This is a genomic window from Pseudoalteromonas sp. XMcav2-N, from assembly GCF_024124545.1.
GTDB lineage: Bacteria > Pseudomonadota > Gammaproteobacteria > Enterobacterales > Alteromonadaceae > Pseudoalteromonas.
Genome location: NZ_JAMXSF010000002.1, coordinates 276,563 through 290,893 on the forward strand (window position 1 = coordinate 276,563; position 14,331 = coordinate 290,893).

Annotated in this window: 10 protein-coding genes; 4 read left to right on the forward strand and 6 right to left on the reverse strand. The window is 44.6% G+C overall.

Features of this window, described 5'->3' with window-relative positions; genetic code table 11:
* Positions 1-195 precede the first annotated feature (195 nt).
* The 4 genes from NH568_RS04065 to NH568_RS04080 all read left to right on the forward strand — a co-directional run bounded on the left by NH568_RS04065 (position 196) and on the right by NH568_RS04080 (position 5,958).
* On the forward strand, positions 196-1,800 hold the full coding sequence (locus tag NH568_RS04065; RefSeq protein ID WP_253044704.1) for an isocitrate lyase: 1,605 nt from the start codon (positions 196-198) through the stop codon (positions 1,798-1,800).
* 561 nt (positions 1,801-2,361) lie between these two features.
* Entirely contained in the window at positions 2,362-4,455 is a 2,094-nt protein-coding gene (locus NH568_RS04070; protein ID WP_253044705.1) for an ATP-binding protein, read from the forward strand.
* Between the two features lie 297 nt (positions 4,456-4,752).
* Positions 4,753-5,232 (forward strand): hypothetical protein, encoded by a 480-nt coding sequence (locus tag NH568_RS04075; RefSeq protein WP_253044706.1) that lies wholly within the window; start codon positions 4,753-4,755, stop codon positions 5,230-5,232.
* Positions 5,233-5,427: 195 nt separating this feature from the next.
* Entirely contained in the window at positions 5,428-5,958 is a 531-nt protein-coding gene (locus NH568_RS04080) for a hypothetical protein (RefSeq protein ID WP_253044707.1), read from the forward strand.
* A gap of 121 nt (positions 5,959-6,079) precedes the next feature.
* Here NH568_RS04080 and rmuC read toward each other — a convergent pair whose 3' ends face one another.
* From rmuC to NH568_RS04110, 6 genes are all read right to left on the reverse strand, one after another.
* Positions 6,080-7,537, reverse strand: coding sequence for a DNA recombination protein RmuC (rmuC, locus tag NH568_RS04085; protein WP_349287980.1), 1,458 nt, complete (start codon positions 7,535-7,537; stop codon positions 6,080-6,082).
* A gap of 119 nt (positions 7,538-7,656) precedes the next feature.
* Positions 7,657-8,349: a response regulator gene (locus NH568_RS04090; RefSeq protein ID WP_138553559.1), complete on the reverse strand. Its 693-nt coding sequence runs from the start codon at positions 8,347-8,349 to the stop codon at positions 7,657-7,659.
* The gene (locus tag NH568_RS04095; RefSeq protein WP_054017687.1) at positions 8,350-8,556 is read right to left on the reverse strand and encodes a hypothetical protein; all 207 of its coding nucleotides are present in this window, start codon (positions 8,554-8,556) and stop codon (positions 8,350-8,352) included.
* A gap of 238 nt (positions 8,557-8,794) precedes the next feature.
* The gene (locus NH568_RS04100; RefSeq protein ID WP_253044708.1) at positions 8,795-11,890 is read right to left on the reverse strand and encodes a DEAD/DEAH box helicase; all 3,096 of its coding nucleotides are present in this window, start codon (positions 11,888-11,890) and stop codon (positions 8,795-8,797) included.
* A 155-nt stretch (positions 11,891-12,045) separates the two neighbouring features.
* Positions 12,046-13,008 carry a transcriptional regulator gene (locus tag NH568_RS04105; protein ID WP_253044709.1) on the reverse strand — a complete coding sequence of 321 codons (963 nt, stop codon included), beginning with the start codon at positions 13,006-13,008 and terminating at the stop codon, positions 12,046-12,048.
* A gap of 16 nt (positions 13,009-13,024) precedes the next feature.
* A complete protein-coding gene (locus NH568_RS04110) occupies positions 13,025-14,257 on the reverse strand; it encodes an AAA family ATPase (RefSeq protein ID WP_138553567.1) in 1,233 nt (410 codons plus the stop codon).
* Positions 14,258-14,331: the final 74 nt, after the last annotated feature.

A 14,331-nucleotide genomic window follows, 5' to 3' on the forward strand; every position in this document is an offset into this window, starting at 1 on the left:
TAAAATAAGCCAATTTCACTAAAAACAAACCCTTTTACCCATTCACAATAAATATACTGGCAATAACAACTATAAATTTAAAAAATTCAACTGGTCGGTCTAGTGTTTATTTAAGCGCCAGGCAGCACTCTCACACTCGCTCCTGGCAAACAAACATAAACCAGTTAGCTTAAACCCGTTCGAAGGAATTTTGTTATGAGCAGTTATACCTCTCAAATTGATCGTTTTACTACATTGTGCCAGTCTCAGGGCGATACATGGCAGGGGATCAACCCCGAATTTGCAACCAGAATGCACTTACAAAACCGCTTTAAAACGGGCCTGGATATCGCTAAATACACTGCAAAGGTAATGCGTGAAGATATGGCGGCTTATGATGCCGACAGCAGTCAGTATACGCAGTCACTGGGCTGCTGGCATGGCTTTACGGCTCAGCAAATGATGATGGCCATCAAGCGCCACAACAAGACCACTAAGCGCTCTTACGTGTATCTGAGTGGTTGGATGGTTGCCGCGCTTCGCTCTGAATTTGGGCCACTGCCAGATCAAAGTATGCACGAAAAAACCGCCGTGCCTAAGCTGATTGAAGAGATCTACACCTTCTTAAAACAGGCGGATGCGCGTGAACTCGATCACCTTTACAAGGCGCTGGATGAGGCCAAAGCGCAGGGCGGTGATATCCAGGCAATTACAGCACAGATAGACAGCTTCGAAACTCACGTAGTACCAATCATTGCTGACATCGATGCCGGTTTTGGTAACGAGGAAGCCACCTACCTGCTGGCAAAACAAATGATTGAAGCCGGTGCGTGTGCCATCCAGATTGAAAATCAGGTATCGGATGCCAAGCAATGTGGCCACCAGGCCGGTAAAGTCACCGTACCTCATGAGGACTTTCTGGCGAAAATCAATGCAGTACGTTACGCATTCTTAGAGCTGGGTGTAGAAGATGGCATTATTGTCGCCCGAACAGATTCTCTGGGTGCCAGCCTGACGCAGAAAATCCCGGTCTCTAAAACACCTGGCGATTTGGCCAGCCAGTACAACGCGTTCCTCGACACCACAGTTATCTCTGGCGCTGCAGATCTGAACGAAGGTGACATGGTCATTAAACAAAATGGTGAGCTGTGCAAGCCAGTTCGCCTCGACAATGGCCTGTATCAGTTCAGAGAAGGCACTGAAAAAGACCGCGTTGTGCTTGATTGTGTCACCAGCTTGCAATCAGGCGCCGATCTGTTGTGGATTGAAACTGAAAAGCCCAATGTAGAGCAAATAGCAGAACTGGTAAACCGAGTCCGTGAGCAGGTGCCCAATGCCAAACTAGTCTACAACAACTCACCGTCGTTTAACTGGACACTGAAGTTCCGTGAACAGGTTTACGCAGAGTGGCAGGCACAAGGCAAAGATCTTTCTGCGTACCCGGATCCAACTCAAGATCCAAAAGCGCTGATGTCTCCTGAGCTGGATCAATCGGAGCTGGCTGCAGAAGCCGATGCTAAGGTACGTACCTTCCAGCGTGACGGTGCCGCTCAGGCGGGTATTTTCCACCACCTGATCACCTTGCCGACATACCACACTGCCGCGCTGAGCACAGATATTTTGGCTGAAGGGTACTTTGGTGACCTGGGTATGCTTGCCTATGTACGTGACGTTCAGAGACAAGAAATTCGCCGCGAGCAGGCTTCTGTAAAACATCAGGACCTGGCTGGCTCAAACATTGGCGATACACATAAAGAGTATTTCAGTGGTGAAAACGCACTGAAAGCAGGCGGTGAAGCCAACACCATGAACCAGTTTTAATTGTCATATAGTTCCTTAATCAAGCGAGGGCCTTCGGGCCCTTTTTAGATCAGATTTTTACTACCTCTAATTCCAGCACCATAACCACTGCCCGCACAACTCAACGACCTAACGGTTATTGTCGTTTGATTTGCCCCTGTGCATTTCAACCAGATAAGCACGGATCAGAATTTTACCCGCCCGTCTATACTCACCCGAATTACTGGATCAGGATTTTATTAGCTGGGGGACTTTCGATGTCTGCCAGGGATAAGGACAGAAAAAGTGGGTAAAACCATTGTGTTTTGGCTCAAAAATCGAAAAAAGCCACCGATTTTTAGCTGAAAAATTCGACTAGTTGCAATAATAAATACGGCTCAGGCCACATTTTTACTAACTCTGATGGTTATAAATCAAAATTTTACTAAGTCCGCACACGGATAAAACAAAATTTTACTAACTAGATAGCCAATAAATCATGATTTTACCAACTCAGCGTACTGTAAACCCCCTTTACAGATCCATAATTGCACCACAATTATTGCATACTCTGAAAAAAGTCTTATGTACTACTAAGAAATTATGAAAAAAATACTGCTTCAATCTGCTTTTGCGTTACTCAGTATAGTCACAGTTAATGCACAGGCAACCGGCTCTACTTTAACTCTGCAAGAGATAAAAAAGCTCGAGCTGTCGGGCAATTATGAGCAGGCACTCAGTAGTTTGACCCCATTTTACATCCATACTGATGCAAAAAAGCAATTAAAGGCGCGCTTTGTTGAAGCACAAATCTATCGCAAGCAGGGCAATCATCAGCAAGCGATTGATGCGTTAGACAAATTACCCAAGCAATTTCAGCTGGATGTCGACAGCCAGTTTCAGCTTTATAAGGAGCTGGGGATTAATTACCGACGTATGGGCAAGCTGGATGATGCAGAAAGTAACTACAAGCAAGCTTTAGAAACAGCTAAATCAATGAATAATAAGGACTTGATAGGTCAAAGTTATTCTAATCTCGGAACCTTGTATGACTACAAGAATGAAATGGCGATGGCGATGCAGTTTCAGCTTAAAGCCAGAGATGCGCTAAAAGACAGTCAGCTTCACGGGGTGGTGGCAAACAACTTTTATAACCTGGGCGATATGGCAATGCGCTTTAACGACCTGGAGCAAGCCGAGTTCTTTTTTACTAAAGCCTTGGTAGCAGACAAGAAATCGGGTGATCTAAGTAATATTGCCGGCACGGCGCTGAGACTGGCTCAGGTCACATTTAAGCGCAAAAACTACTTGCTGGCCGTAGAAAAAACCACAGAAGCCATTGAGCTGCTTGAGCAAATTCCGGCCAATGTCAGCCTGGCGCGTGCCCATAAACTAATCAGCCAGGCCTATCTCAAGCTGGAAAAAGGAGCCAAGGCTGAAGAGCATGCTAAGTTATCGATGCATTACGCCGCGCAAAGTGATAACCAGATACAGCGTTTCTATGCCCACGTCATTATGGCCCGTGCCTATTTATATCAGCATAAACCAGAACTGGCCCAGCCCCACTACGAGTGGCTGACACATTTTATGGATGTAGAAAATGAGAACTCTCATATGTCTCAGGTTTACTATAACCTCAAGGCCAAATACGATTTTCAGCAAGGCAACCATCAGGAGGCGTATGAAGCCCTAAGCCAGGCAAATACCTTTTTTGCCCAGAATATAGAAAAGGCCAACTCAGAGCAGGCACTGACTCACAAACGCACCATAGATACCGTTATGCAACAGCAACGCTTAGATGACTCAGAGCATCATCGTAAGCTTACAGAAAGTCAGTTGCGCAATGCACAACTGATGCAGCGCATGTGGCTGTTTGTTGCCCTGACCTGTCTGTTATTGGGTATTTTGATCACCTATATTTTATTCAGCAAAAACCGTACGACGCGCCTGAGAGCCAACCTTTACCAGCAAAACCTTAAACAAAAAGATCAAATGCTGGCAGATATTTCTCATGAGCTGAGAACGCCGCTGAGCGTGCTTAAGTTACACATAGAGGCACTGGAATATAATCTGCTGGAAGACGACACTCTGGCATACAGCAAGATCAATGAAAAAATATCCCAGCTAAACCATCTGATCTCAGACGTTTATCAACTCTCGCAGGCTGATAACCAGGCAATGGTGATCAATAATCAACCCTACTGTACCCGTACACTCGCAGACAGTTATTGCTACGACATCAAGCGAATGGTGCAAAGCAATGACCTGCACTTTAGCGCCGATGTTTCAATTCCTACTAATGCCAGTGTGTTGATAGACAAACCTAAGCTGGACAGGGTAATAGATAACCTGGCAAAAAACGCCTGCCTGTACACCGATAAACCGGGTCAGGTACGTCTGAAAATCCGGCAAAACTGTGAGGGACTGATCATTCAATTGGAGGATTCATCACCGGGCGTGTCTGACACTGAAAAGCCGCGCTTATTTGAGCGTTTATACCGGGTAGAAAGCTCGCGCAGTCGAGCAACCGGAGGATCAGGTCTGGGGTTGTCCTTATGTAAAAGCCTGGTGGAGTCCATGTCAGGTGACATTGAATTAAGAGATAGCAGACTAGGGGGGCTCTCTGTGCGGGTTACATTATATGCGGCCTCAGCCACACCTAAAGTAAAAGTGCCACAGACCGCATCACAGATTTAGTACTCAAAATGCCTGACATTATTTCAGGCATTTTTTTAGCGCTTTATTTAATCATACTTATCGTTCTTTTTTAAAACAGGTAAGATTAAAAAACATTCGCTTGGTACTAAAGTCTGACAATATCAAACCATCCGTATATTAACTTTTTCGTATCGCTAAACCCGCTATCGCTTCACAGATCCGACCTCAATAAAAATCATCCCATAACTGATCCGATCAGGTGTCACAAGGGTGCTCCTCCATTTTCTTTCCACAATGATTGGTTTTAATAAGCAATATACACGGGAGGAATGGTCTATGACACAGCGAACTATGAAACACAATGAATGGGTAAAAATTGTTGAATCCAGACATCGTCAGAAAAAGCAAAATACGACAGTAAAAACCACTTTACCAATCTGGTCTATGTTGTTGGGCGGCTTTATCATACTTTCAGCTGCATGGACCTACTTTGTTGATAGCTCATCTGAAGACATTCAGATCGCAGCAATTGATTCAAGTGCTCAAAAACGCATTACACGCTACTTTTCTAAGCAGTTCATGATGGGCAGCTGGAAGTTTAATAATATTGATTTTAAAAGCGGCGAGCTCAATGTGTTTATTCAGATCCCGACCAAATTGGCAATGTCTGAAAGCGAAGTGAAAGAGTATATTCGTAATTCTCTGTGCCCGGCAGCCAACAGTCGTGTTTGGCAAGATGTACAAAATAACGACATGTATATTTACCTGTATACAGACATGCCACGCAGAGGCAAGTACGCCTTGTGTAATAGCTGATCATACCAAATGCGAAAAGGGCCTGAGGGCCCTTTTTTATTATCTGCGACACGCTTATAACTCCCCCCCCTTTTAGCCACTGTACTATGAAAAATGATAACCTTTGTTGACTGGTGTATTATGAATTTACTTTCCAGCATACTCCCAGTTCTTATGAATTAAGGAAAATCAGTAATATAAAATGAGTGACCAACAATGAAAATAATAAAAATACTCTTAGTCATCGTGTTTGCCGCCACCCTAGGTATCATTTTCTTTCACCAAACGTTGATATCCTCAGTACTTTTGCCCCAATATATTAGCTGGGCTGAAGAAACTGATATACAAGGTCGTCAGATTGGCGAACCTTTAGATCAAAAGCACTTAGCAATTGCAAAAGAGATAGGCATACAATCTCCGGAAAAGGTGAGGATAGTCTATGTTGACGAAGTCCCTTTTCCTCATGACAACTTTGCCTTGAAAACGTTAGGCGAAGCACTTGGGTTTGTGGGAGAGGGCATTATCAATAACGCGCAGGTAATTGGTTATTCCATCTACGTACGTCATGGCTTTGAACTCACAACACCTAAACTGGCACATGAACTTGTTCATGTCTTGCAGATTGAACGCTCCAGTCTGCAGGCTATCGTGACACAACACTTTTCTGACCTGGCAGAATATGGCTATGATAACTCTCCATTGGAAGTAGAAGCTTTCAAGGCCAATGAAATTTACAAAGATCGTTAGATCGCAAAGTACAGAGTCGCAAACTCAACAATGAGTATTGCGACTCCACAAGGTATTACCTGCTGCAGGAAACAAGTACTCACACGCTTCCTGCAGACACATTCGCGTTAGAGGTTGTCCCTTACTCAAGTTCAAGTTTCGCTTTTTCCGTTAATTCACTCGGTAACTCGCGAGATACTGAGACGCCAAGTTCTTTAAACTCAGAGGCCTGTTTAATCAGGTTCCCTTTGCCGCTGTAGAGCTGTGCCATCGCTTTATCGTACCCTTCCCGAGCCTTATCCAGTTGTTTACCCACGCCTTCCAAACTATGTAAGAAGGCATTCAGCTTGCTGTAGAACTTTTCAGCACGCAGTGCCAGCTCTTTACTATGTTTACTTTGCTCTTCAAAACGCCACAACTGTTTCACGATATTCAGGCTGGTCAGCAGGGTAGTTGGCGTTGCAATCAACACCTTATTCTCGAGGGCGTATTGATATAAATCGGGCGCATATTTAATGGCCTCAACAAATGCTGACTCCACCGGAATAAACATGATCACCACTTCGGGAGAGTTCAGCCCTGGTAGTCGCTCGTAAGATTTGTCTCCCAACTCTTTTACCCGTGCTTTTACTGCTTCAACGTGGGCGACGATGGCCTGATTTGCCTCGCTATCTTGCTCAGCATTGACATAGCGGGTATAAGCGTTCAAAGAGGTTTTCGCATCCACCACCAGGTGACGCGCTTGAGGCAGATACACAATGACATCGGGACGGTATTTACCTTCTTCGGTCGAAAAACTCACCTCGCGCTGATAATCATTACCCGGACGTAAACCCGCACTGTCGAGCACATTTTCGAGCATCAGTTCACCCCAGTTACCCTGAGTTTTCTTCTGGCCCTGCAACGCGTTTGTCAGCTTATGCGCCTGCTCAGTGATAGCCTGGTTGTTGGCCTGCAAATGCAATAACTCGGTGCGCAGTGCGGCTCTTTGTTTGAGTTCTTCGCTGTGAATGGCTTCCATTTTATCCCGAAAGCCCTTTAGTTCGCCCTGAACGGGTTGTAACAGCTGAGAAATTTTATCCTGACTGTGACGAGCGAACTTTTCACTTTTGTCCTCAAAAATTTGTGTCGCCAGATTTTCAAACTCTTGCTTTAAAACGGCCTTTGACTGTTCAAGTTGAGCTAGTTGCGCATCAAAAGACTGCTGCTTTTGTGCAAGGGTGGTTTTCACATCGGTCAGCTCCAACTCAAGGCGGTGAGCGTACGCTTGAGTATCCTGGGCCATATCTTCTGCTTTTTGCCAGCGATTCTGTAACTCACTACTTTGACGTTGCTTTTCATCCAGCCGAGCCTGCAACTGCTGACAATCACCATGTAGTTGCCAATGTTGGCTCTGTGCCTGTTTAAGCTCATCAGTTAATTGTGCAAGCTGACTCTGTAGCTGCTCATTTTGTAGCATCAACTGTTGTCTGGCAGTTTGGTTCTTTTGCCGAAACAAACTATACAGGGGAGCAAAAACACATGAAGATAACACGGCGCCGGCACTGAGTAATGTCAAAATTTGAGCAGGAGAAAGGGTGGCTAAACTGGACCAAAACATAGGCATTCTCTTGATGTAACTATGTTTAGATGATATCAACTACACAGCCTAAATGCCTATTATATTATGATTTTCTTGAAATTTGTTGCAGGAAGCTAGCGGCGCATCAGCGCCGTCATTTAAGCATCAAGTTGCTGCTCATTGAAACGATATCCGGCACCATATACCGATTCAACAATTTTGGGCGAGCACTCGATTTGCTTGATCTTTTTACGGATGTTCTTGATATGACTGTCTATAACGCGGTCGGAAATATCAAAGTTGTCGGGCTGAATATGATCCAGAATCTGCTGACGGGAGAAAACCCGGTTAGGCGCCTGATACAACATGGCAAATACGTCAAACTCAACTTTAGTCAAAGACAAGGTGTTGCCTTTGATAGAAACGATTAACTGATCCACATCCACCACGATGGCGGCTTCCTGAGACGCGCTAGGGGCAGCCTGGCAGCGACGCAGAATCGCTTTGATACGCATCACCAGTTCAGCAGCACTGAATGGCTTACAGACGTAATCATCGGCACCAAATTCCAACCCTTTTAACCGGTCAGCTTCAGATACCTTTGCCGTTAGCATCACAATCGGTACCATTGAGAACTCTCGGATCTGGCGCATACACTCAACACCATCCTGGTTGGGTAGCATGATGTCCATCAAAATGGCTTCAGGGTTATTTTCTCTCACCCAGTCGACCACCAAAGCACCATCTGCAATATGGGTAATTTCGAATCCAGAAGCTTTAAAAAACAGCATTACCTGCTCTGCAATATCGTAATCATCCTCAACGATAAGAATATGGTGCTTAGATGTCATTTAGCCTCTCGATTTAGCCTTTAGTTGTGAAAGCTGCTTTTTAACCTGACCCTTGAGCTTATCCGACAAAGTTTCATCAAACAGCAACATGGTCAGAATGCTGGCCAGATCATCTGAACTGGCAACCTCGTTTAGTAGATCATAATCACACTGTGACTGAGGTTCAATAAAGTTTAACTGTGAAATTGCGTTTTCGTAGCACAACATAGCTCGCCCCTTGAGTCCATCGCGTCCTAATTCGCCAATATGGCTATTAAAGTCGAACAATGTGGATCAAATATGGAACAGCTTAAAAACGCATAAAAAAAAGCCGGTTAACAATTAACCGGCTCGATACAAAACTTGTATTTAATAGGGGGAAATCAACAATATGCTTACTACAAACTTGGCGTTAACAACAAGCATAATGATAGACCCACCCTTGTTCTAAAAAGTTCAGAAAAAATTAGCTTTTTATCATTTCGAGCATTTGCGCTTCATTAAACTGAGTCAAATTCACGCCTGCATCAGCAAACAAAGCGTCTACCAGAGCCTGCTTGTCTTTTTGCATCTGATAGACTTTCTGCTCAATTGAATTAGCGATGATCAGCTTATAAACAAACACGGGCTTATCCTGACCTATCCGGTAAGCTCTGTCTGTCGCCTGATTTTCGACGGCAGGGTTCCACCAGGGATCAAAATGGATCACGGTATCAGCCTGAGTCAAATTCAGACCCGTTCCGCCCGCTTTAAGACTGATCAGGAAGACATCGACCTCACCCTCAGTGAAGCGAGCAATTACTTTATCGCGTTGACGTGTTTGACCTGTCAGCATAGTGAAAGGGATATTCAAGCCGTCACAATGGCTGGCAATCATGTCCAGTACACTGGTGAACTGGCTGAAAATAATCACCTTGCGGCCTTCTTCTAAGAAAATAGGTAAGTGACCTGATAGCCAGTCAAACTTTGCGCTGTTGAACGTCTGAGTTTTATCAACCAGGCTGGGATGGCAACAGATCTGACGCAACTTTAGAAGGGCATCTAAAAATGCCAGCTTACTGCGCTCCACACCCTGTTCTTTAAACAGATCAACCAGATTAGATTCGATTTTAGCCTGTACCTGATGGTACATATCAGCTTGTGCACCGCTGAATTCAAGCTTTTTAACCAACTCAGTTTTTGCTGGGAGCTCGCGCACAACTTCGGACTTAGTTCGGCGCAAAATGAAAGGCGCAATTAAAGACTGTAACTCTTTGGCACGTCGAGTATCGCTTTCTTTTTCGATAGGCTGCTGGAAGTAGTGCTTAAACTGTTGCTTGGTACCCAGTACGTCAGGCATCACAAAGTCGAGCAAAGATTTTAACTCAAGGAGGTTATTTTCGACCGGCGTACCACTCAGACAGAGTTTAAATTCAGCAGATAGCTGCTTAACACATTTGGAAATCTGCGCGGTTTCATTTTTAATGTACTGTGCTTCATCAAGCACAATAGAATCGAATTCCAGCTCAGAGTAGTGCGCTAAATCACGTTTTAGTAACGGGTAAGTGGTGATAATAAAGCGTGCATTAGCGACCTGGTTGAGCTGCTTGTCACGCTGTGCGCCATGCACCGTCAGCAACGGCAGGTGTGGCGCAAAACGGCGGAATTCGTTCTGCCAGTTACCAACCAGACTAGTCGGACAAACAATCAACGAAGGCTTGGTCACTAACGTGTTATGTTGGGAAATAAAATAAGCTATCACCTGAAGCGTCTTACCCAGCCCCATATCATCAGCAAGAATGCCACCAAGTTGATGGCGATTCAGGAAACGTAACCAGTCTACTCCCTGCGCCTGATAATCACGGAGCGTAAAATGCTCAGCAGAGTCGGGCACACCTGAAGCATGCTGTTGTTCAGGCTTGCTCAGTTCATCAAGATAATCTAACAAGCGCCTGTCATCAGACACACTTTCAACTGCGTTTAGCTCAAACAGCTTACTGGCATACGACAGAGGAAATTTGAACTGCGAACTGGACAGGTAATAGCTAAACCTTGTTTTTAGCAGTATCAACTCGTCGTAGACGGCTTTAGGTATGGCATAGAACTGCTCTGCGATATCAATGTACTGATAAACATTAGCCAGAGAATTGACTTCATGGGAAGGTACTTTGTCCCAGTCCAGCGTAACCAGCTTATCATCAAACATAACCCGGCCAATGACGTGGTGTTTTTTGTCTCGTTTTAGTACCAAAGTGACCTTGGGCGCCAGTACCGCTCGACCACCTTGTAATTCATCTACCTGCCAGAGTTTACTTTGTAGGTAAGGGCGAACTTCGCTATTAAACCAGTGATAGGTAACATCATCATCATGCGGAAGCACAAAGTGATTTTGTTGAGCTGAGAAGCCAAGTCCATTAAGCATTTTCTCGCATCGGTTAAGCTGCTTAGCTTTGGAGTAACGACCCTCTTTATCCAATAATGACAAAGCCAGCTTCAAAGGTGAACCAGGCTCAATACTCAATCTGGCAACCAGCTTGTCTTTGTTGATAAGATGCTCATGTCCATGAGGCGGCGGAACTATATTGTCGGCAAACACATCCTGAAATCGTTTAATCACAGCCTCAATCTTACTAGCGTTGATCAAAGGCATTGTGTGCAAGTGGGCAATTTCCTGAGCACTTAGTTCCGATTCGATCCGACCTAGTAACATATTTTCAGTATCGAGATAGACAGGCGGATCCGTTTTGATCAATTGCCACTGCTCGACCCCACTTAAATGACTGGTCAAGCGATATTCATCACGCTCTTTTTCCCAACTAAACTCCAGGTGTTGCTTATGACCAAAAGCAAGCGGTCTGCGGCTGTTTTGGTAAAAACAGCGCTTGCTCTGCACAAGCTGTTGTAAGGCTGAAAATCCCCAGCTTCCTGATAGCTCGAAGTGACCTGGCGTATTTTGCGAGCGGATCCAGGAAAACAACCTGAAGTCGCTTTCCAGGATATCCTTTGGCGGTACCTGACTGTTGAGCTGGTGTTCGGTCAGTGCGCGGCCAAGAGGATAAACACCATCGGGCTTTTGCGGGGTGGTTTTTGGGTTGACCAGCAGTTCATTACCACGGGACTCGAGCACGAATAACAAAACATTGGTGACATCCAGATCATTGGCCTGTTGCAATTGTGCGAGCTCATTGAACCAATCGTTGACCAGATAGGACTCACCAAAACCACCCGAGTGGTCTATTTTCAGCTTCAACAGGACAGCCGCGATGTGGCGACATTTAGGGTTGTTTGAACACGTGCACTGGGCTTCGACAGAAGGCGTCCCTTTAATCTGTTCTATTTTGATGTGTTGAGTGAAGGTATTGCCGAAGTTACCCATCACCTGAGCGTCTATCTTTGTAAAGTCCTCAGAGTGCTCCAGAAAGCTAATCTGTTCATCATGCAAATATTGCTTGGCCTTACTTAACAAGGCAGCATTGAAATACTGTTTGAGAAATCGTTCGGACAGCGGAAACTGGGTCGACTGTTCTTGTTTAATTTCCTCAAATAGTGCTAGAAGTTGCTCTTTAGATAACTGCGAAGACATTCGTTTACAATAAAAAAGACGTAAAAGAGCAGTATATGAAATTACGTATTTGAGCTAAAGGGGCAAATGGCGATAAATCCGGAAAATTTGACTGGTTGGATGACAACAGTGCGGATACAGTACGAATAACGGCCGATAAACCCGGCCGTTATTGTTTAATTGAAACTTGCAAGCAATTTTTCTAGTTGCTCCAGCCGTTTCTCGGTCATAACGCGATCATCTATCTTAACTGTGACAGCACCGCTCTTTATGTTTCTTTGAATTTTGACATAGTCGTTTTCAAGTAATGCAATGTTTCGGGACTCTGTCTTTGCAAAAGTGGTCAGATAATTTGTGAGTAATACCGCTCGTTTTTCGTCACTGACGGCCTCCGAAGTTAGTTTCTCGGGCATATACTCTGCCACTTTTTGCTTAAACCCCTCACTATGTTCCTGAATAGCACTGATCAGCTTTTTAGCAGCTTCACGGCCCAAATGGTTCGCCGTTGGATATAGACTCACAACTTCGAGCGGGATTTGCTCATATGCTTTTAACGAATCTGCAATAGCGGTATGTGATAAGCCCTCTATAGCTGCAATTTCACGGTAAGATCCTTTCTTACCCTGTTGGATAAGTACCTGCTTGGTTTGGGAGAAGGCTTTACCTTGTTCCCACAAACTCGGCGCTATATATTGATCCGATGACACTGAAAGTACTTTGGCATCTTCATCTGTGAAGTCAGCAGAAGTTAAAATGACATAATCAGCGCCTCCGAGCAGGCAGGCTTTCCTGCGTCTGGAGCCTGACAACACTTCGTGCACAGCGCCTTTCTCCCAGCATAACGCAGGGTGCAGATTGCGCTTGTCGGCCTCAATAGCTGGTAGAATGTCAGCCACAGAACGCTCGTTAAGCAGTGTCTGGTCACGCCTGTTATCGCCATATACTTTTGTGATCTGAGCGATCTCGTTGTGCTTAATTACCTTACAGATCAGAGTGATCATTCTGTTAGGATCGCTGGGAGCCGGCATGGTGATCACATCACCCACTTTTGCCTGATCCAATAGATCATCTAGACTACTGCCCTCAACGGGTGTTGCAAATGGATCGATGCGTGTATCGTTCTTACGTTTTCTAGCCATGAAATTGTTTACCTGCTTACTGATCGAGTGATGACTGAGTTGATGGCCAATTTGACCGAACTAACATTTCTAGCTCATCCACGACATCTTTTATATTTTCCTGTGATTTGATCAAAGACTCTCTGCTTGCAAGTGAATCAGAGGTTTTTTGATCAAAAATAGTATTAAACGATGAAGAGCTTGCGGTGATCGCAGAGCTGTGATTTATAGGGTAGCTCATCACTTGACGACCAAACGCACTACGGACATCTTTCACGATATCACGTTGTGAATGGTTTCCTTTGACGTAATTGGTGACCAAAAACTGCATGAAATCCCAGCCTTCATGTCCAAGCGCTGCGACTGTATGGTAGATCTCTCCCAGTCTTTTTAAGTACTTGTTATTGGCGTCGAAATCGACGGCTTCCGGATGTACAGGAATAAGCATAGCCGTAGAGGCCATCAGCGCGTTGTAGAACATGAAATTAAGCGAAGGTGCTGTATCTATCAAGATAATGTCGAACTGTTCTGAGACTGGCTCTATGACCTTTTCTTTTAACTTATGGTAATGACGTGTTTGTGCATAACTGGATGATTCTTTTAGTTCAGTAGCAGTCTCATGTTCAAAGTAAAAATCGTCCATACCTGACGGTAACACGCGAATATTAGGAATATGCGTTTCTCTGAATGCATCCGATACCAATTGTTGCCAGGTTTCACCTTCATCTAACTCGATACAGTCACGCATAAGATCGCCAACAGTGATTGGTTCCGGATCCTGAGAAGGGAAGAAACTGGAAGACGATCCTTGCGGATCCAGATCGATGATCCCAATGCGATATCTTTTAATGTTGGTGGTCGCAAGGGCTGCTGCGATATTTACCAGACTGGTTGTTTTACCACATCCACCTTTGAGGCTGTTTATTACAATAACCTGTAACTTGTCATTTGGTTTTCTGTGGTCAGCTTCAATACCTAATATCTCAGCCATTGAGAAGATATTGGCCAATGTATAGGCGTAATGGCCGTTTGCACCTTTTTGGATAGCCAAGTGATCAAAATCACCTTGATCATGACGTCGCTTAAGTGTTCTATTGTTTACGCCAAGTAAGTCTGCTGCTGCCTTTTGTGTATATGTGCGAAGTTCTTTATCTTCACTTTTGAGATGTGCACGATAATGCTGAATTCGACCTTCTAAGGATTTTTCAGCGACTTCTGCGGTTGCTTTAAGCAGCCTGTACGTTGAGAGCGCATTGCTATTGATAGACATACGTTATTTCCTTCAAATGATGGGAATTATTATAATGTCCATTACTTTTGCAGTAAACATAAAAAAACAAAGAC